The organism is Patescibacteria group bacterium, assembly GCA_041651155.1.
Lineage (GTDB): Bacteria > Patescibacteriota > Patescibacteriia > CAIXNZ01 > CAIXNZ01 > JAPLYF01.
This window is the reverse complement of record JBAZJU010000005.1, coordinates 1-21014: the sequence shown is the minus strand read 5'-3', so window position 1 is coordinate 21014 and position 21014 is coordinate 1. Positions and strand designations below refer to the sequence as shown.

Sequence of the window (21014 nt, the reverse complement as noted above, 5' to 3'; positions counted from 1 at the left end):
TGTTATTGCCAATTTTAAGTATTGAATTTCATAATTTGAATTTTTTGCCTTCGCAAACCGTAGTCCCGCTGGGCGGGACGAAGATTTGTTTTTTGCATTTTGCCTGCCTGCCGACCGCAGTCGGCCGTAGCCGACTATGGTCGACGAAGGCCGAAGCATTTGCGAAGGCAGGTCTTTTGTCATTTATATTTATTATAGCAAAAAAACCCTGCGCCGTATGGCGCAGGGTTTTTTTTATCTGAATTTTTATTTAAACATCATCATGTCAGCGATTGATAATTTGGCCTGATTTTCCGCTAAAGAATAAACTTTCGTAATTGCTACATTTTTAATCACGAAGCCCGCATTATATAGATTGTTAGTAAAAACTTCGGCAGACACTAATCTCTTAAGCATATTATCTATATAATAAATTTCACTTGAACCAAGATACTGGATTAATGAACCGGCGGGATAGCTTGCTTCTGCGATATCAGGACCTTTAACATAATTAACAAAGAAAACATCTGGCACATCTATAATTTTTGCTGCCCAATCTGTCCCATATAACTCTGCGGCAATTGCCTCTGATTTTATTGCTCTGATAATTCCGCCCGGTTCAACTGCATAAACATTTGGATCTGTCTGAATTTTGACTAGTTTTGTGCCTGGACGGACAGTAACATTTGCGCCAAAAGGCAATTGGCTTAAAATATCATCGCCTACTGTTTTAACTAAGGAAAAATCATTAAACCAGGTAAAAAATGTTGCCCCATTTGGAAAAACATGCCTTTTACCATCATTACCCACAACATAAACAGTTTTTGTCGCCGCATCTTTTAAAAGATCTCCAATTTTAATATTTGTTGGCAAGATAACTTGCGGCGGGATTGGGGTTGGTAAAACTTCACCGGCTGCCGGTTGAGTAATGACTGTGTCGCCAGTTGCAGGAATAACAATAGAATATACTTGTTTTGGACTTAAATTACCGCTGGTATCCTCAGACCTAAAACTAAAAGAGTATTCTTGTCCTGCTTTCCCACCACTCACTATCAAAGTTTGCACTCCCTTATTTACAGTTTGAGTTGCTGTTTGTCCTGCTGTTGTTATATCTATCACTATATTATTCAGATCAGCATCAGTCGGATCTTGCCAGGTCAAAGTAATAGTACCGCTTGAATCTGCCTTAAGATTAACATTTGTTAAAATCCCGGGCGGGGTAGTGTCTTGAGTTCGGCCTCCGTAGCTAGGCGCGACAGTAATTGTATATGTATCTGGGAGTACAGCATTCCCGCCTATAGCGCCATCATTAGACGAATAGAAAAACCAGCCATTATCACCAGTCTCAAAAAGTCCGTTTAAATTATTATCCACCAATTGCGGAACTGCTAAAATAAATGTACGACCCGGAGGAGTAGCAGGACTGACATTCATGGACACGCATAACCTGCCTGTTGTCAAAGAAGAAAACTCACCTATCATCGGTAAAGACCATTCAGTGCCTGTCCAGGTGAAATTATTAACAAAGACATCGTCAACCGAACCCGCCGGATTATCACAAATATCATCAGCGCCTGCCGCGTATAAAGCTAAATTTGTTATTTCAGCGCCTGGCACGGCAGTGCCTGCGTTTAGAAAACTAAAATAAGCCAGAGTATCTATCTCTCTGTCAATAACTCCGTTTGGCACGCCCGCTATCCCTGTCTGGACATTGCCATTGTCTTCTAAAATAGTGTCTGTAGAATTAAGTGTTGCCAAACCATCTGCATCAGCATAAATTAAAGGCTCACCGCTTGTAGGGCCGACTGCTGCGCTTAATTGGGTTAATGGATCTCCAGCGATTGCCGTACCATAACTATAAATATTCGTATCAGCCGAAGAAGCAGCTTCATTGCCATATATTTCAATCCAAATTGATTCTGTCAAAGCAGCGCTCGCGCCCCAATCCCAGACCCCATTAGCCGCGACTGCGCCATCAAAATAAGCAAAAGTGCCTGCGCCTGAGGCCCAAAAGCCACCGCTAGTCGCAGGGTTTAACCCATCAGCGGTAGTATCCTGCAAAATAGTATCAAGTCCGCCATTGCCAGGGATGCAATCGCCGCTTGTATCAATATATATATCTTCAATTGCTGTTGTTATCGCATTTCTGGAAACACACATATTATCAGCTGGCTGTAAATATGTTAAAGCAGCGCCATTTGTAAGCGCATCATCATCAACGCCAGCACCAATCGTAGCCGTACCATCAGCTTCTATTACGCCGGTAGCTCCTTCCTTATTAATATGCCATTGGTCAAGGCCTTGCAATCTGGCCCATAAAGTTTCTGTAGTCGCTGCGCTATTGACATAACTCCATGTCACGCTGGAATCAGCATCATAATAATAGAGAATTTGGGCAGCGCTGATAAAAGCATAAGGGAATGTGCCAAAACCAGGAGCAGGTATTGGCGAAACTGTCAGTGGTAATGTCCCTGTGTCATCTCTGACTAAAACATCGGTTCCACCATTACCCGGAATGCAGTCGCCGTTGCCATCAACATAAATAATTATATTGCCAATCCCGCCCAGGCCAAGCGTACTTATGCAAACATTGTCAGCCGGCAAAAGCGGTGATAAAACCGTACCATCTGGGATGACATCATCATTTGTACCAGCGCCTAAAGTAGCGGTCCCATCTGCCTCATAAACCGTATTAGCCACATCAGTATATTCGCCATCATTATCTTTATCAATAAATACAGGCTCAGTAAGAGCGCCATTAAAAATGCCGTCTGTATTGGCATCATAAAAAGTATCTTGGGCAGTCCAGGCGCCTGGCGCATCCCCTTGCCATTGATTTGCAAATGCCAAATCCCAGCTACTGCCTTGCACAATATCATCGTCTGGATCTAAATTTCTAATCCAAATCGCCTCTGATTGGCCGAGCGTAGCGCTATAGTCGTAAGCATTATTATTATTTATAAGCTCTGTATGTGTCCACAGCGGTGTAGTAGCGCCAGCCACAAGATTGTCAGCTATAGTAGCGCAAGCTCCGCCCGGACTTAAAATATTTGATTGCGTGCCGGTAAAAGAATTGCAATCACCGTCACTGTCAATATAAACGCAAGTCGGCGCAGCATAACTGTCAGTGCAAATATTATCACCGACATGAAATAAAAAATTCCCAACTGTAAACGGCTGGCTGGGCAAAACCCAATCAAAAAACATTAATTTGGAACCATCGCTCGCTGCACCTGCTCCTTCTGTGGCAGTGCCATCAGCGTCAACCAATTGAAGGCAATTATTACCAGGATCATCAAGTCTAAAATTGCATGTCTGTCCGGGATTGCCTAGTACCCAGGGATCAGGCGGAATAAATTGGCCGACCAAAACATTGTTTGTCCCAGCCGGTACGTCACGGTTTCCAAGAACAGAGAAAACATCTCCAATATCAGTATTGGAAAAAGCATTGGCATTTTCCCTGTCTTTCAAAATATAAGAAAAAACTACCTGATTAATTACTAATACAATGGCCAAGGCGGCATAAATTGCAATAAATTTTAAATGTCCTTGGCTCAACCATGGTTCCTTCTTCTTTGACTTTAAATTCATAGAAAAAAATTAAATAAATTAAAAAGAGGCAAAATAAAATTTCCTCTTTAATATATATTATTAAGATTTCTGGCGTTTTTTGAACTCCAGCTCAGATTTAGCATGGCTTTACCTTTAAATATTTTTTATACCTTAATTATAGCAAATTTTTTGAAAAATTGCAAACCAAGATCTGCTTTTATTATAAGTCAAATCGCAATTTCCAGCAATTTATCATTGCCTCCCAAATAATTTTTTTATTAAATTTTGTTTTGCCGAGTTTGCGCTCTAAAAAAATAATGGGAATTTCTTTAATTTTAAAACCATTTTTAAAGGCGCTATAAGTCATCTCAATTTGAAACATATAGCCATTTGACCGAATCTTATCCAGGTCAATTTTTTCTAAAACGGGTTTACGATAGCATTTGAATCCTCCGGTTAAGTCTTTTATTTTCAAACCCAAAATTATTTGCGCGTACAAACAACCAAGGCGACTAATCAATTCGCGGATTTTACTCCAACCAACAGTTCCTCCTTCTTTAATATATCTGGAACCAATAACCAAATCACAATCTTTAATCGCTTTTAAAAAATCTTTTAAATATCCGGGCTGGTGGGAAAAATCAGCATCCATTTCAAAAATATATTCATAATTATTAGCTAAGGCCCATTTAAAACCAGCAATATAGGCCCGCCCCAATCCTTCTTTTTTCTCCCGATGTAAAATAAAAAGTTGAGGCCCGTCTTGGCCAGGCTTAAAGCAGTCTCTCAATAAAGAAGACCCAGCCAAGCCGAGGCCAGGCCCGTTTTTTCTCAAGTCCTCAATTATTTGGCCAGTGCCATCAGGTGAATTATCATCAACTACTAAAATATCTAAATTTAAATTTTGCGCTAAAATTTCCCCAATCAATTTCTCAATATTTTCCTTTTCATTATAAGTTGGGAGAATAACTAGGGCTGTATTCATATGTTTTAAGTTTCAGAATTCGTAATTCGGCATTCGGAATTATATCACAATATTAATTACCTTCCCCGGCACATAAATAACTTTCTTCACTTCATTCCCCTCCAGCCATTTTTTAACATGCTCATCATCTAGCGCCAAATTTTTCACTTCTTTTTCCGGCATATCATCTGTGACCAAAATTTTACAACGCATTTTACCATTGATCTGCACTGGCACTTCTTTTACTTCATCCTTGATTAATTCAGAATCATATTCTGGCCACTTCTCCAAAAATATTGACTTCTTATGTCCCAAATTTTGCCACAGTTCTTCGCCAAGATGAGGGGCAAAGGGCGATAAAATCTTTAAACACATTTCAAATATTTCCTGATTGCAACCTTCGGCTTGAAATTTATTAATCAAAATCATCAAGGCGGAAATGCAGGTATTTAAATCCAGAGTTTCAATCTGCTCAGTCACTTGTTTAATTGTCTTATGAGTCAAGCGCAACAAATCATCGTCACTCCCTTCATCCTCCGAAGCTTTTTTATCCACCGAAGCTTTAGCGTAGGTGGAAGCGAAGGAGGCTCTTTTTGTATTATCCAAATCATTGCCAATTGCCCAGACTCTTTCTAAAAACCTTTTTATGCCCACGACTCCCTGCGTGCTCCACGGAGTTGGCTGATCAAACGGTCCCATGAACATTTCATAAACTCTAAAAGTATCAGCGCCATATTCTTTGACCACATCATCAGGATTAATAACATTGCCGCGGGACTTGGACATTTTTTCATTATTTTCAGCCAAAATCATGCCATGAGAAGTACGCTTGGCATATGGTTCTGGGGTTGGCACTACGCCGATATCAAATAAAAATTTATGCCAAAAGCGAGAATACAAAAGATGCAAAGTCGTGTGTTCCATACCGCCATTATACCAATCAACCGGCATCCAATATTTTAATTTCTTTTTATCAGCCAGGGCTTTGTCATTATGCGGATCGCAGTATCTTAAAAAATACCAAGACGAGCCAGCCCAATTTGGCATAGTATCGGTTTCTCTTTTTGCTTCGCCCCCGCATTTCGGGCATTCAACATTAACCCAGTCCTCAATCATGGATAAAGGCGAATCCCCATTTTCAGTTGTCTGGTAATTTTCAACTTCTGGCAAAACAATTGGTAAATCTTTTTCCGCAACCGGCACATAACCACATTTTGGACAAATTATAATAGGAATCGGTTCACCCCAATAGCGCTGGCGGGAAAAAACCCAGTCGCGCAAATGATAATTTACAGTCTGAAAACCAAAACCTTTTTTTTCTAACCATTCAATTATTTTAAAAATCGCTTCTTCAACATTTAAACCATTGAGAAAATCAGAATTAACCAAAGCACCTTCGCCAGACCAGGCTTCTTTTTTAATATTGCCACCCAAAACAACTTCTTTAATTGGCAAATCAAATTTTTTGGCAAATTCATAATCTCTTTCATCATGTGCTGGCACAGCCATGATCGCACCAGTACCATAAGTTGCCAAAACATAGTCAGCAGCAAAAATCGGAATTTCTTCATCATTAACTGGGTTAATTGCTTTCAAACCATGCAGTTCAATGCCAGATTTAGCTTTTTCCAAATTAGTTCTTTCCAATTCTGTTTTATGTTTGGCCTGATCGCGATAATCAAGCACATCATTAATATTATCAATCTGGTCTTTATACTTATCAATTAATTCATGTTCTGGAGCTACGACCATATAAGTACAGCCAAAAAGAGTATCTGGCCTGGTAGTATAAACCGGCAAATCATATAAATGTTCCTTAGGCAACATTGTTTTGCTTTTAACTTTGAAAACAATCTGCGCCCCATAACTTTTGCCAATCCAATCGCTTTGCTGTTTTTTTATTTTTTCCAAATAATCAACAGTATCCAAATCGGCCAAAAGCCGATCAGCATAATCAGTAATTTTCAGCATCCACTGTTCTCTTTCTCTACGATAGACTTCGCCACCACAACGCTCACAAAGATTATTAACCACTTCTTCATTTGCCAAACCAACATTGCATTTGGTGCACCAGTTAATATCCATTTTGGTTTTGTAAGCCAGATTTTTATGGAAAAGTTGTAAAAAAATCCATTGGGTCCATTTATAATATTTGGGATCAGTCGTATTAATTTCCCGAGACCAGTCATAAGACAAGCCGAGCATCTTCATCTGGCGTCTAAAATTAAAAATATTTTTTTCAGTGGTTATTTTTGGGTGCGTACCGGTTTTAATCGCATAATTTTCAGCTGGCAAACCAAAAGCATCCCAGCCAATCGGATACATCACATTAAAGCCCTGCATTCTTTTTTTACGCGCCAGAATATCCAAAGCCGTGTATGAACGCGGATGGCCAACATGCAAGCCCTCGCCAGACGGATAAGGAAATTCAATCAAACAATAAAACTTGGGCTTTTTAGAAAAATCCTCGGCCTTATTTAACTCTTTATCTTCCCAGTATTTTTGCCATTTGGGCTCTATTTGTTGGGGGTTGTATTGTTGCATTGTTTTATAAAATTAAAGCCATATAGCCATAAAGCTATTGGGCATAAGTTCTTGGAAAATTTATTTCATATAGCTAATGCCTAATGGCTTATTGGCCATTTGACCATAACCAAATTTTACGCTAAAACTAAAAATTTTTCAACCACGCTCTTCGCGAAGGGCGTGGTCAAATTTAAAAGGGGCTCAAGATTTAGTATCTCAAGCCCCATCCATCGTTGACCGTAGCCAACAATAGAATCGCTAATTATTTAGGATTCAAAGCCAACTTCGGTTGGCCCGCTTTGCCGAGGCAAGCCAAGGCCAAAATTCACGGGGAGAGAAAGCCAGTGACATCTCCCCACTCCTCAACCCGGTTGCTCATACCATATTGCAGGGTCTGTTTTTCGTAGCCATAACTCCAGCTAAAGCCAAAACTGAAATTAAAACCAGCCTTATTTTTATGTTCACAACCGGCGCTGTAAACATACTGCTGATATGGACCAGTTATTCTGTCGGGGTGAGTCAGCATCAAAATTGCCAATTCGTACGGTCCGAAACCAAATTCATTATCTGCAAAACGCATGGTACGTTTAACCTCACAGAATGGCGTGAGCACCCAAGGCCAATTTTTGCCGAACTGGAATGGGAAGACCCAAAAATCCCCAGGCTGTTTAGCCATCAGAAAATCATGTGTTTTCTTGGTCTTCCAAACTAGTTCCAAATGCTGTTGATTTTTGACTAATTCTTCGCGCCAATTCCAATAACCGCTAATTTCCGGAATATGCTCAAGTATCTTTTTCAGCGCCTCAAAGTATGTCGGGGCAATTTTTCCTGGACTAGGTATCACTGCCCAGCCTTCAGCACTTTCAGGCAAATTGCCTTTGGCCAGTTCTTCAATATGGTTTGGGTCAAGGTTTGAAAAATGACTAAGCAGAGTTTCAACCTGCTCTTGCCTTGAACGTATACGAAAGCCGTCAGGGTAGCCGTCAATTTCGTTTTTTGGCATACATCCTCCTTTTGTATTTTTAGCTTACCGGCATTTTCACTGACTAATTATCAGGATTTAATAATTAATTATTAACAAATCAAAATTATTTTGTCAATTGTTGTTACCTATATAAAAATTTTTCAACTGCACTAAAAACCATTATCTTCTTGACAAAGTCAGCCAAAATGATAAGGTAATAAAAAATCAATTCAGGAGGTAAATCATGGCAATTGATTTAAAAAAACTTGAAAAACAAAAAGGCAAAATCTTGGCAGGCCTGGTTGCCTTTCAGAAAGGCAAAACCAATCCTTTTTTTAAAAACCTTTCACTCAGCGAGAAAATAGAAGTTTATTTCCTGGCCGAAAAAAAAGGTTTTTATGAAATCTCTAAAAAGCTGGAGTCGTTTTTGCATGACTATATCTTTAATAATGTCTTCAACTTCGCCGCACTAATAATAGCGATGAAAAAAAGGAGAACCCGCGATTGGCCGTGGGAAATACTTTTTATACGTGCTTGCCATTTGCTGGAATCGCCCCAAGAATTGGTACAGCTCCAAAAATTATCGCAAAAGCAAGGTGGCTACGATAGGTCTTCTGTAACAAATGAGCTAAATAGCAACTTTGAAAAATGGCTAAAAAAAGCCAACACCATCAAAGAACTCATTTTTCTGAAAAAACTCGTTGAAGCATGTTATAAAGGAAGATATAGTGGCTATGAATATTATGATATGATCAGACAGATCGATTCCTGCATTTTCAGCCTTGCAAAAAGCAATCCCAAAGAACTCCTAGCCATTGTCAATGACGACAAATATGATCTGGATAATGAAAAACGACAAAGAGCCATAAAGCTCCTAGCCGCCTAAATAGAAAAAACCCCGCCTTAATGGTGGGGTTTGTTTTTTAGAAAATCAGTTCCTAAAAAAACGACTGTTTAAAGCCTCGCTCCGCGGGGCTAATGTATTAATTGGGAAACAAAGAGTAATTGCAGCTCTTTGTAAAAATCAGGCAATGTGCTTTTTTTCATGGCCTCAAAGTTTAAAAACCAGAGGCAGTCAACTTCCTTGCCATTTTTCATTTTGGCCAAAAAGTTCTCATTAAATGCGGCAAAGGTTATGCCATTACTTTGCAGAAATCTGGGCTGGCCATGTTTTTCACTTAATGCTGGCAAGGCCACTGGAGAGTACAGCTCAAAATATATCTCTGCTAATGTTGCTTTGGTAAATTCCAGTAATTGTTCGCCATTTTTTCCGGGTTCCAGATTGTGATCGTGCAGAATAAAATGGGCTTTCAGCGTGCCATAATCATTGGGGAAACAAAATGTTGCCCAATTTGTATTATCAATTAGAATAGCTTCTTCCGGTTCATTTAGGATCGCAACCAATTGCTGATAAGTACAATCAACAATTGGGATTTTTTCTTCTTCCAAAAAAAGTATTCCGTTTTTAACATAAGGCAAGTCCATGATTCCTCCCCGCCTTGCATCCTATGTGGTACAGGGCTTTTACTGGACAGTTAAGCAGATCACCTTTGGCGCGCCTGCGTTCTCAACCTCCATGTTTTCCAAAGCTTTTTTCATTGCTTCAAAAAATTCTGTTTCAGCTTTTTGGACATAGTTGCTATTGGCAAAAGACAAACTTACGACCAATTTAGTTTTCAAGCTCAGCCTGACAGCCAAATTCTGGTTAAAAGCTAAATAGTTGTTGCCTAAGAATTCAAAATAGGCATACTTCTCATAACCATATCTGGTCAAAAATTCGGGCAAAGCTATGTCTTCATACAATTCCAAACTGATATAAATCAACAACCCGCTAACACTGTCAAAAATTATAGACATTTCTCCCAGATCATTTTCTATTGTAAACTGGGTAAATTCCTCATTTTTAAAAGTGAGAGAAGTAAAATCTCCGAAAACTTTTTTGAATTCAGTCGCCGTGCAATGGTTTAAGTACAAGCTCTTAGTCTTATAGACTAAAAACCTTTTGTCTAGCTTGTCCAAATACGGGCACTGCATTATCTGCTCCTTTCTGTGATTTTAAAAGGACTTCATTTTACCTTAGCATGTTTTCGGAAAATGTCAAACAGTGCAAATTAAAAAAGACAAACCTTTTACATTACTGATGACTTTAGCCCGCATTGGCGAGGCCATGTCATCGTACGACCACTAAAGTGGCCTGTAAAATTACGGTTTGTCTTTTTTTATAAATTTTCTGTTTCTGCCATCAGGCATTCGCCTATTATGATTTTAAACCCGGCGCTCTGGGCCATTTGGACTGCAGGCGGATATTCAGAGCCAGGCTGAAACCAAATGCGATTTAAATTTAAATCAATGGAATCTTTCATTATCTTTTTAGCATTTTCCTCGCCCAAAACCATAACCACAACATCAGGCCTTTCCTCAATAGAAATTAAATCAGGATAACAAACCAAACCAGCAATTTCTTCATACTTGGGATTAACTGGCAAAACTTTAAAACCCTTCTTCTTTAAATCAACTAAAACCTTGTGCCCATATTTATTTTTATTGGCTGTCGCGCCCACAATGGCGTAGATAAAATCTTTGTTGATGAAATCTTTGGCTTGCTCGTCCATGGTTAGATTGGTTAAAAAACGTAAGACCCTACGAAATTACGAATCTTTTACAAATTTACAAATAGTTCCCTGGCTTAACCATATTTGTAGATTCGGGCAATTCGCAGATTCGCATTTTAATTTTATCAAAAAAACAAAAAAGGGCAAAGTCAATATGCCCTACGAAATTACGAATCTAAATACAAATTTACAAAATTCTCATCCACGCTTTCCCCTCCTTAAAAAAGAGGGGGGCAGAAAAGGTTGTACTTAAATTCAGTAACAGAAAAAAATCTATCATTCCAGCACCGAATTTTTGAGTTCATGCATCAAAATATCCGTGCAATCCGTGATCAAAATCCGTGGTTAAAATTATCACCTTTTCATATCCGTGCAATCCGTGAACAAAAATCCGTGGTTTACTTCTTCCCCCAATCAAATATTGCCTCTTTGGTCCCTTTAATATCCTGGATATATTTATATGCGGTCAAAGCTGCCTTGGCTCCTTCAGCAGCGGAAATTACAATTTGTTTAAATTTTATATCAGTCACATCACCGGCCGCAAAAACGCCTTCTAAACTTGTCTGACAGGCCTCATCAATTATAATTTCATTTTTTTCATTTGTTTTAACCAGATCCTTAATCGCGCTGGCATCAACGCTATACCCGATTTCCACAAATATCCCGTCCAATTTTAATTCTTCTTTGGCTTTAGTCTTCGCATCTTCTAAAATAATTGACTGAACAAACTTATCGCCTTTAATTTCAGCCACGGTTTTATTTAATTTTAATTCAATATTAGGGTCTTTCTTTATCCGATCAATTAAAATCGCTTCGCCTCTAAATTCCTCGCGACGATGTATTAAAAATACTTTTTGGGCAATTTTAGACATATAATCAGCAGATTCTAAGGCCGAATTTCCACCGCCAATTACTGCTACAATTTTATTTTTAAATAATGGGCCATCGCAAGTCGCGCAATAAGCCACGCCTTTGCCAGTAAATTCTTTTTCGCCAGGTACATTTAAGTTGCTGGGGGTTTTGCCAAAAGTTAAAATTACGCTGATTGACTCAAATTCATTGCCGGTCACTGTCTTGACCAAAAAATGCTTATTTTTTTTCTCTACCTTGGCGATTTCTTCATATTTAAACTCACTGCCAAAACTTTCTGCCTGCTTTTGAAATTTTTGCATTAATTCATAACCATTAACCTTGTCAAAACCAGGATAATTTTCCACCCAGCTGGCACTACTGGCCTGACCGCCTATATTTTTGGTAATAATCAGGGTTTTTAAATTGCGGCGGGATGCATAAATTCCAGCGGTTAAACCGGCTGGACCGCCGCCGATGATGATTAGGTCGTATTGTTCTGGCATAAGTTTTATAAAGTTAGCTGAACCACTGATTCTATACACTGATTGCACAAATAAAATCAGTGGTTCCGTTATCAAATTATTTTCTCTAACTTAGATTTCAATCCCTCCAATGTTTGAGCACCCACCCATTCTTCCACCACCTGCCCATTTTTAAAAATCTTAAAAGCCGGAATGGACATAATATTATACTTCTGCGCCAAATCCTGATTTTCATCAACATTGCATTTGGCTATTTTAACAGGCTTGCCTTCCATTTCTGTGGCTAATTGTTCTAAAACAGGGCCCATCATTTTGCACGGGCCGCACCATTCAGCCCAAAAATCAACCAAAATAGGCACCTTGCTTTTTAATACTTCTTCCTCAAAATTTGCTGAGGTTAGTTTAATTTCAGACATAGTATATTGACAAAATTATTAAAATATGATATATTTCTTATAACTAAAAATCAAAGGAGGCGACTAAATGAAGGCAAAAACCATTAATCTGTTAAGGAAATTAACCTTAGCGGCCATTTGTCTTATGGCATTGCTTTTGGTAGGAATTCCAAGTTACATCATTCTGACCCAACTTGGAATAATCTCCACAATCATCGGGTATTATCTGCTAATACTGCTGATTATTTTTCTGATCAGCACAGGCCTAGCCTTACTTTGTTTATTCTTCATCTGGCTGGCAACAGCAGTCTTTAAATTTATTTCCGGCAAATCCGAGGCTTAGCGATCTAAAAAAATATTTAGGTCGCTATTTTTTTCATAATCTCTTCTTCTTTATATAATTCCAGGCGATCGCCAATTTTTACCTCAGGTCTGCCCACAAATTTAAGCCCGCATTCCTGGCCAGCCATAGCATCAGTCACTCTTTCTTTGCCAATTTGCACATCAGTAATGTCGCCAGTTTCAATTAATTCATTTTTGCGAAAAACTTTCGCCTTTAAATCTTTGGAGACTTTGCCTGCCAAAACTTTGACTCCCAAAATCATATTCTTGGACTCACTTTTAAAAATTGCTAAAACTTCTGCCTGGCCGATTTCTTTGCTCAAAATTTCAGGCGAAAGCAAGGCTGACAATTTTTCTTTGACTTCATCTAATAATTTATAAATAACAGTGTAATATTTTATATCTACTTTTTTTTCTCTGGCTAATTCATCTGCTAAACTTGTGGCTTTAACATGAAAACCCAAAACAATTGCCTGGGTGCTTGAAGCCAAATCAATATCCGCATCAGTAATGCTGCCAAGGCCTTTAAAAATAATGTCAGCTTTAACTTCTTTGGACTCAATTTTTTCAATTGATTCGCTGATAACTTCTAATGAACCTAAAACATCTGCTCTAATTATTAAATTTAACTTTTTCTGGTCTTCTTCATTTCTTTCTTCAGCGCGTTTAGAAATCTGTTTGCGCACTGCTTCGCTTCTAAAAGCTTCCTGGCCCCTGACCTTTTTATGCCTTCTTTCTATCTTACAAGTCACCTCTAATATATCTCCTACTTTGGGCGGAAATTTCAAACCTATTATTTTTACGGGAGTGGAAGGCAAAGCTTCGGCAATGTCTTGATTAGTAAAATCTTTCAAAGCGCGCGCTTTGCCGAAAAAAGCTTCCTCAATACATAAATTATCGCCTAATTTTAAAGTGCCATTTTGAATTAAAATAGTTGCCACTGGACCCTCGCCTTGATCAATATGCGCTTCAATAATCGTGCCGACCGCTTCTTTATTTGGGTTAGCCACAATTTTGTCTTTCTCCATCTCAGTTATTAAAATTATAGTATCTAAGAGTTCATCAATGCCTATATTTTCCTTGGCAGAAATAGGCCGGCAAATAGTCTGTCCGCCCCAGTCTTCAGGCAATAGATTCAAAGTTGATAGATCTTTTTTAACTTTTTCAATATCTGCTTCCGGCAAATCAATTTTATTAATCGCCACAATCATGGGAATTTTTGCCTGGGAGATAATTTTAATTGCTTCAACGGTTTGCGGCTTAACGCTATCATTGGCAGCCACGACTAAAATGGCAATATCTGCGACCTTAGCTCCGCGGGAACGCATAGCAGTAAACGCTTCATGGCCTGGCGTATCTATAAAGGTAATTAAATGCCCCTTTTTTTTCACCTGATAAGCGCCTATATGCTGGGTGATCCCGCCCGCTTCGCCAGCCATCACATTTGTTTTTCTAATAGTGTCCAATAATTTTGTTTTGCCGTGATCTACGTGGCCCATTACTACCACAACTGGCGCTCTGGATTTTAATTGCGATTTTTTTTCTTGAGATAAAATATTTTTAATTTTTCCACCTGCCTCTTCTTGATCTTCTTCATCAGCGGCTAAAGAAATTTTTAAGCCAAATTCATCAGCAATAATCGCCGCTGTATCATAATCAATTTTTTCATTTAAAGAAGCCAGGACGCCATTTTTCATTAATTCCTTTATCACAGCATTAATGGGTTTATTCATGACCTGGGCAAAATCTCTGACCGTAATAGCCGCCGGTATTTTTATTTCCTGTATTGCTTCTGCGGTTTCGGGAATTTTTTTAATTTCGGCTAATTCTTCTTTTTTGGCGGTCTTAATCTCCGATATTTTGTCTTGAATTTTCTGACCCATTTTGATAATCTTTTGTGCCACTTTATTATCAACTTTAATCGCTCTTTTGCCGATATCAAAACCAAATTCCGGCAATATATCCAAAAGTTCAGTTGAAGTTACTTTAAATTTTCTGGCTAATTCTGAAACATTCATGGGCTAAAAAATAAATTTTTCATATTTGCTTATTCATTAAATATACAGATTTAAGGCTAAAAAGTCAATTTAAAGCTCTGACTTGCCTAAATAAATCATTTATGCTAAACTAAAATCACTAATAAATAAAAAAATAGAGATTTGGATTTGCGACCATAAATTTATTGGTATTAAATAGGAAGATTTATACATTATCATGAACTCATATAAACAAAACCTTATTGTCAAAACTTCTATCAAGACGATTTCTCCCTTAAAAATCGCTCTTATTTAATGTCCCTTTAAATCCGCTCTCTGTTTTCCGATAGGAAAAAATATGGATTTTTTAACATTTAGTATTTCAGCAGCTGCCGTGGTAGCCGGTTTTGTTATTGGTTATTTTGTCAGAAAATTTCTGGCTAAAAGAGAAATAGAAGGCGCTGAAGCCAAGGCTGAACATTTAATCAATGAATCAAAAAACAAACAGAAAGAAATCTTGCTCCAGGCCAAAGACAAGGCTTTGCAAATTATTGATGAAGCCAAGCGTGAAGAACAGCAAAGACGCGCTGATTTGTCGCATTTACAGCAAAGATTGGAAAAAAGAGAAAGCATTTTTGACCAAAAACTTCTAGATTTAGAAAACAAACAGCAAAGGTTATTAGAAAGAGCCAAAGAAGTGGAAGAAATAAAGGAAAGGGTCGCTAAAATTCGTGAGGAACAAATGGAAAAGCTGGAAAAGATCGCCAAAATGACCAAAGACCAGGCCAAAGATGTGCTGTTGGAAAACACGGAAAGAGTTATTAAAGAAGATATTCTGGCTCGCATGAGAAAACTGCAGGCTGAAGGGCAAGATGAATTAGAAAGAAAAGCCAAAGATATTTTATCTCTTGTCATTCAAAGATGTTCTATTTCCCATGCTCAGGAAATAACAACTACCACAGTTGATCTGCCGAATGATGAAATGAAAGGCAGAATCATTGGCCGTGAAGGCAGAAACATCCGTTCCATTGAACAATTAACCGGCACTGAAATTGTAGTTGATGATACTCCTATGGCCATTACCATTTCAGGCTTCTCTCCGATTAGACGCCAGGTGGCCAAACGCGCTTTACAAGCTTTAATTTTAGACGGACGTATTCACCCGACCAAAATTGAAGAAGCCATTGAAAGTGCCAAAAGAGAAATTGCCATTGAAATCAAGAAAGCCGGTGAAGATGCCTTATATGAAATGGGAATCACTGGCATTGATCCTAAATTAGTCCAAATTCTGGGACGCCTAAAATTCAGAACCAGCTATGGACATAATGTGCTTTTGCATTCTTTAGAGGTGGCTCATATTTCTGGCCTTTTGGCTGAAGAATTAAAAGCTAATGTCACTGTCTGTAAAAAAGGCGGACTTTTCCATGATATTGGCAAAGCCGTTGACCAGGAAGTCAAAGGCGGACATCCGGAAATTGGTTATGACATCATGAAAAAATTCAATATGCCTGAAGATATTGCCTACATGTGTATTGCTCATCATGAAGATGCGCCAAAAACTTTAGAAGGCATCATTGTTAAAGTGGCTGATGCTATTTCAGGCGCCCGCCCTGGTGCCCGCAAAGATACTTATGAGAGATATTTACAAAGATTGGAAGAACTGGAAAAAGTTGCGAATTCCTTTGCTGGCGTGCAAAAATCTTATGCTATCCAGGCTGGCCGCGAAGTGCGTGTCTTTGTCACTCCGGATGAAATTGATGATTTAGGCGCTGCCAAATTAGCTCAAGACATTGCTCACAAAATTGAGGAGGAACTCAAGTATCCCGGTGAAATTAAGGTTAATGTGATCAGGGAAATGAGAGTGACTGAATACGCGCGTTAATTAAATCTCAAGATACAAGCACCAAGCTCCAAATAATAACCAAATACCAAATTACAATAATCAAACTATAAAATTTGGGATTTGAGATTTGAGATTTATTTGTTATTTGTTATTGGTTATTTGTCATTTCAACCATATGACTCCCATCAAAATCCTCTTCTTCGGCGACATTTTTGGTAAAATCGGCCGCCAGGCCATAACCAAAGCCCTGCCTGATTTAAAAGATAAATATCAGCCTGATTTAATTATGGCTAATGTTGAAAATCTGGCTCATGGCAAAGGCGTGACTGAACCAACGATTAAAGAAATGCAGGAGATTGGCATAGATGTTTTTACCTCTGGCAATCATGTCTGGGATAAAAATGATGTTTATGCAATATTAAACAAAAAAGATTCACCTTTATTGCGGCCAGCCAATTATCCTGAAGGCACAACCGGCAAAGGTGAAAAAATTGTTAAAATTGGCCTAAATACTCTGCTTGTGGTAAACTTAGTGGGTAGAGTATTTTTCAGGGAAGATTTTGACGACCCGTTTAAAACCATTAATCAAATCCTGGAGAACCACAAAAAGGACAAACTAGCAGGCATAATTGTGGATTTTCATGCTGAAGCCACCAGCGAGAAAGTAGCCTTGGGTTATTATCTTGATGGCAGAGTTTCAGCCTTAATCGGCAGCCATACTCATGTACAGACTGCTGATGAACGGATTTTAGATAATGGCGCTGCCTACATATCTGATTTGGGTTTTATAGGCGCAAAAAATTCTGTCATTGGCTTGGATAAAAAAATAATTATTAAAAATTATCTAACCCAAATAAACGAACCGGGTGAAATTCCAGAATCAGGTTTATGCCAGATTAATGGCGTTTATCTGGAAATAAATCCCAAAACCCAAAAAGCTATAAAAATAGAGAGGATTAATACTGAAGTAACAATTTAATAAATCATAATTCAGATCTCATAATTCATAATTCAAACCCATATGAATAAAGCCGCTCTCATTGAGGCTTTAGCCTCAAAAACAAACCTAACCAAAAAACAGGCTGAAGAAGTTTTGGAAAGCATGCTGGCGCTTATTACTGACAGTTTGAAAAGAAAAGAAGAAGTTGTTTTAACCGGCTTTGGCACTTTTTCTGCCAAAATCAGGCATGCCCGCAAAGGCGTGAATCCGCAAAAGCCGAATGAAAAAATTGACATTCCAGAAGTTGTTATTCCAAAATTCAAGTCTGGCAAAGCTTTAAAAGACGCTCTCAAAGGTAAATAAAACTACTTCCCCAAAATAAAAAAGACAAACCGTCTTTCGGAGTGAAACGAATAATCTATTAGTTCAAGAATTCCACGCTTCTCTCTGAATGACACAAGGACGGTTTGTCTTTTTTTAATTAAATAAATTAGACCCTGGATTAGTTAATCCAGGGTCTATGTTAATTTAGGTTTGTATGCGCCCGGTTTTTCTTGCAACATCGTTTTTTTACGGTGCGGCTAGAACCAGGGCAGACTGGGTTAGCCTCTATTTTTTCTGGACATAAACACAATGTTTAGGCCAGTTTGAGGCTCTCGGCGTCGTTGGTGCCGGCGGTCATATGGATTTGAGATGCTCACAAGTGTGAGCAGGGCTATCTTTGTTCCGTTTCATTTGAGGGGTCTCCTCTCGCGACGTGTTCGATATAAATTTTGGTTGGAATTTCGCTGAGAAAGCGCCTTGCCAGGTCGATAATTGTCTGAGTCCTGGCTAGATGGCACAATTCGCGATTGCGCCCCGGCTTTGCCACCCGCTTAAGTTAATCGTTGCGGGTGCGGTGCCGGGGCGCGCGTACGGGTCAAAATGAATGTTTGCCTGCGAGATTGCTGCGAGTGTATTTTGCAGGCATCTGCCTGGCAGAATTTATCTACGGCTAAGCCGTAGTCATGCCGCTCGAAAAAATTAAAATTTCTATGTCCGGCAATAATTCCGCCAGCAAACAGCAATCTCCCTTCGTTTTCCTAATTTCTTAGGCAGGGGTTAACGAAAGCGAACCCCAAAGAGAAAGCTGACGCATTCCTCCTCCTTTGGCACGACTTGTGATTTTATGGTGTTCCGCCGATTCGTCGAGTGGCGGAATATATGTGGTTTAAGCTACGCGATAATATCGGGGCGCAGCATTAATACCTCTCTGATTTAAATCAGAGCCCAGAGATTTACGGCTTCTGGGAAACCGAAACTATCACAAATGATCCAGGCATGAGAAAAAACACAGTTTTCTCGCTCCTTTCTTCAAAAATTTTCAATGTTACAGATACGTTAAGTATCCTACTAAAATCTCAAATTATTTTAAGATCTTAGTATGATGGGCTAAACTAGATAGTCTAGCCCTAAGGATCCCTGTTCCTTTGGGACGGTCATGCTACCGTCTGCACACTCCTTAGCAATTTGCTTATCATCGCTTCATTGCAGGCAGGGGTCGCCTTTGTTCGCCGATTTGCTTTCAAATTTTCCGCGAATGCTCCTACAGGCTCTTCTTGCCTGCGGTGGCACACCAGGCACGCGACGAGTAATCAATGCCTGTCATTTTACCTCCCTCCCTTCTTTTTAAAATTAAAGGACTCGGTAGCCCCGCCTAAAACTGCAAATTGCTTGTAATTTTGGGCGGCGCGGGGAGAGAAGTTTCTCTCCCCTAAGATATTTGGTGCCTTTTAATAATCTATTATCTAATAAATTTAAGCACGGAGTACCTCCTTTATTAGGACTTTGTTGTCCCACTTAAAACCGCAAATTGCTTTGTGATTTTGAGTGGATGGGCGGAACTTTGTAAGTTCCGCCCTTGCTGTATGCGCTGTTTTGGGCGCTAGGCAGCTGCGGGGACCCGTTCTTCGATTGCGGGGTTTTCCGTTTTCGGGTGTCTGCGCCGCCTGAGTTTCTTGTCCTCGGACATGGCCTTTGCCTCCATATCGGCAATCTCGGGATTGACCTTGGTCGTTGACACATTGTCCGTGTTGTCAGCCAAAATGGCAGGCTGCGCGTGGTGTTCTTCGATGATTTCGGGGGCTTCATTGCGCTCCGGCATTTCAGCTTCCCCGCCAAAGGCTCTGATGTATGTCACAGCCATGGCGGGTGCGAATTTCCGGAATATCGCCTGAGCCTTGCCGTCCTTTATACCAGCCACCTTCTTGGTGATCTCGTCCAGGACTTGCTCATAGCTGGGCAGCGGGGTTTTCAACCGTTCACCAAGAGTGTAGCGGGCGCGGAGAATCGTCGGCATGGTGAGGAAATAAGATTGTTCAACCACGTTGATTGAGTGATTACATCTGCTTTCCTCTTCGAATGTCACGAACAAAATTTCCCATTCCGTAACCACGTCTTCCTTGTTCCGAAAGCAGTTGGTTGTCACCAGCACAAAGTGCCGGAGACCGCAGATGTACCGAATTCCGTACCTTTCATAGGAATGGCCAGGCAACATGTTTCCGCCCGGGGTGCAAAGAAGCGACGCTTTGCATCTTTCAGGATTGACGTAACTCTGCGGTGCCGTAAAGCTGAAATGTTTCACCTTAAACATAGTCCCTTCCAGCTCGTTGACTGCCGCAACAATTCTTTCGTTGTCACCCGGTGTTAAGACGCAATTGTGCAATAGGCCTTTAAGCCCCAAGATGTTCTTGAGCTCCTCGGCTTCGGGTAAAAGTGCGTCCACTCTGTATGGCCGCCATAAACCTTCCTTTTCCATTTTACTCCTCCTTTGTTTGGTTAAATTTTCAAATATATTGAAAGAGCCAAAGGCTCTTTTTTCCTCATCTCAAGACAAAATAATCTACTTGAGACTATCCCGTCCTGAGATGAAGAAGGGAGCAAGCTCTCTCCTTCTAATTCTCTCCTTCTAATGAAGGGGGGAGAAGCTCCCTTTGTTAGTCAATAACGGGAACATCTGTCATCTCAATTCCCTGAGGAACTGGGGTTAAGACAGGGTTACCGTCGGAATCAACTGTGAAAAAATATATTCCTGTGTTTGGCATTGGTATGCCTCCTTTCTTGTCTTGAAAATTATTTTTTCAAACTCCTGACAAAGGGCTAGAGGATTCCCGCTATGTATAAAATGTACATTTTAATTAAATGGGATCTCTAAATGCCCTTTGTTAGAAGTTTGAAAATTTTAAAGTGCTAACTAATTAGCAAAAATATGGAGGTATTTTCCCGCCGTAAGACGGGATCGCCTGTTTATGGCCATAGGCCTGCAGGCTACACTTAGAGCAGAAAATTTCTAGCGAGGCCGGAAATCATCTGCTTGCCAAATGCAACTACTACCCCCATATTTTTACCAACTAATTGTAAAGTGCTTTATCAGCTTGATTAAATAGTATAGCACATTTTTATATATTTGTCAAGCATGCTACTACTGGGTTCAAAGGACTAGCGCAAAACTTTAAAATCATTTAAGGTTTTGCTATGAAAAACAAATATCATCGTTTAACCCTTGAAGAAAGGGAGGTAATAAGTAATGGGCTGTGGGCAGGTGAGAC

At 39.5% G+C, this 21014-nt stretch carries 16 protein-coding genes; 5 read left to right on the top strand and 11 right to left on the bottom strand.

Translation table 11 applies throughout. From position 1 onward, the window contains the following. Positions 1–246: 246 nt before the first annotated feature. The 4 genes from WC460_04285 to WC460_04270 form a co-directional block, all read right to left on the bottom strand. Positions 247–3570: a hypothetical protein gene (locus tag WC460_04285; GenBank protein ID MFA5188553.1), complete on the bottom strand. Its 3324-nt coding sequence runs from the start codon at positions 3568–3570 to the stop codon at positions 247–249. Positions 3571–3751: 181 nt separating this feature from the next. Then, positions 3752–4516 (bottom strand): polyprenol monophosphomannose synthase, encoded by a 765-nt coding sequence (locus WC460_04280; protein MFA5188552.1) that lies wholly within the window; start codon positions 4514–4516, stop codon positions 3752–3754. Between the two features lie 39 nt (positions 4517–4555). After that, complete coding sequence (gene leuS, locus WC460_04275; GenBank protein ID MFA5188551.1) at positions 4556–7039, bottom strand: leucine--tRNA ligase; 2484 nt, start codon at positions 7037–7039, stop codon at positions 4556–4558. 307 nt (positions 7040–7346) lie between these two features. After that, positions 7347–8024, bottom strand: coding sequence for a hypothetical protein (locus WC460_04270; protein MFA5188550.1), 678 nt, complete (start codon positions 8022–8024; stop codon positions 7347–7349). Between the two features lie 205 nt (positions 8025–8229). Between WC460_04270 and WC460_04265 the strand changes: the two genes are divergently transcribed. Continuing rightward, positions 8230–8871, top strand: coding sequence for a hypothetical protein (locus WC460_04265; protein MFA5188549.1), 642 nt, complete (start codon positions 8230–8232; stop codon positions 8869–8871). Positions 8872–8960: 89 nt separating this feature from the next. Here the strand turns inward: WC460_04265 and WC460_04260 are convergent, their stop codons facing one another. The 5 genes from WC460_04260 to trxA all read right to left on the bottom strand — a co-directional run bounded on the left by WC460_04260 (position 8961) and on the right by trxA (position 12347). Continuing rightward, the gene (locus WC460_04260) at positions 8961–9470 is read right to left on the bottom strand and encodes a hypothetical protein (GenBank protein MFA5188548.1); all 510 of its coding nucleotides are present in this window, start codon (positions 9468–9470) and stop codon (positions 8961–8963) included. A 39-nt stretch (positions 9471–9509) separates the two neighbouring features. Continuing rightward, positions 9510–10019 carry a hypothetical protein gene (locus tag WC460_04255; GenBank protein ID MFA5188547.1) on the bottom strand — a complete coding sequence of 170 codons (510 nt, stop codon included), beginning with the start codon at positions 10017–10019 and terminating at the stop codon, positions 9510–9512. A gap of 185 nt (positions 10020–10204) precedes the next feature. Continuing rightward, entirely contained in the window at positions 10205–10597 is a 393-nt protein-coding gene (locus tag WC460_04250) for a CoA-binding protein (GenBank protein ID MFA5188546.1), read from the bottom strand. 398 nt (positions 10598–10995) lie between these two features. Then, positions 10996–11952, bottom strand: coding sequence for a thioredoxin-disulfide reductase (gene trxB, locus WC460_04245; protein MFA5188545.1), 957 nt, complete (start codon positions 11950–11952; stop codon positions 10996–10998). 71 nt (positions 11953–12023) lie between these two features. Continuing rightward, a complete protein-coding gene (gene trxA, locus WC460_04240) occupies positions 12024–12347 on the bottom strand; it encodes a thioredoxin (protein ID MFA5188544.1) in 324 nt (107 codons plus the stop codon). A gap of 67 nt (positions 12348–12414) precedes the next feature. On the opposite strand from trxA, the gene WC460_04235 reads away from it, so the two are divergent. Beyond that, entirely contained in the window at positions 12415–12669 is a 255-nt protein-coding gene (locus WC460_04235; GenBank protein ID MFA5188543.1) for a hypothetical protein, read from the top strand. A 16-nt stretch (positions 12670–12685) separates the two neighbouring features. Here the strand turns inward: WC460_04235 and infB are convergent, their stop codons facing one another. Beyond that, positions 12686–14686 (bottom strand): translation initiation factor IF-2, encoded by a 2001-nt coding sequence (gene infB, locus WC460_04230; GenBank protein ID MFA5188542.1) that lies wholly within the window; start codon positions 14684–14686, stop codon positions 12686–12688. Between the two features lie 316 nt (positions 14687–15002). Here infB and rny point away from each other — a divergent pair, with 316 nt between their 5' ends. The 3 genes from rny (at position 15003) to WC460_04215 (ending at position 17790) form a co-directional block, all read left to right on the top strand. After that, a complete protein-coding gene (gene rny / locus WC460_04225) occupies positions 15003–16526 on the top strand; it encodes a ribonuclease Y (protein MFA5188541.1) in 1524 nt (507 codons plus the stop codon). Between the two features lie 136 nt (positions 16527–16662). Further along, a complete protein-coding gene (locus tag WC460_04220; GenBank protein MFA5188540.1) occupies positions 16663–17466 on the top strand; it encodes a TIGR00282 family metallophosphoesterase in 804 nt (267 codons plus the stop codon). Between the two features lie 42 nt (positions 17467–17508). Next, complete coding sequence (locus tag WC460_04215; protein ID MFA5188539.1) at positions 17509–17790, top strand: HU family DNA-binding protein; 282 nt, start codon at positions 17509–17511, stop codon at positions 17788–17790. 1561 nt (positions 17791–19351) lie between these two features. Here WC460_04215 and WC460_04210 read toward each other — a convergent pair. Continuing rightward, positions 19352–20224 (bottom strand): hypothetical protein, encoded by an 873-nt coding sequence (locus WC460_04210; protein ID MFA5188538.1) that lies wholly within the window; start codon positions 20222–20224, stop codon positions 19352–19354. Positions 20225–21014 lie beyond the last annotated feature (790 nt).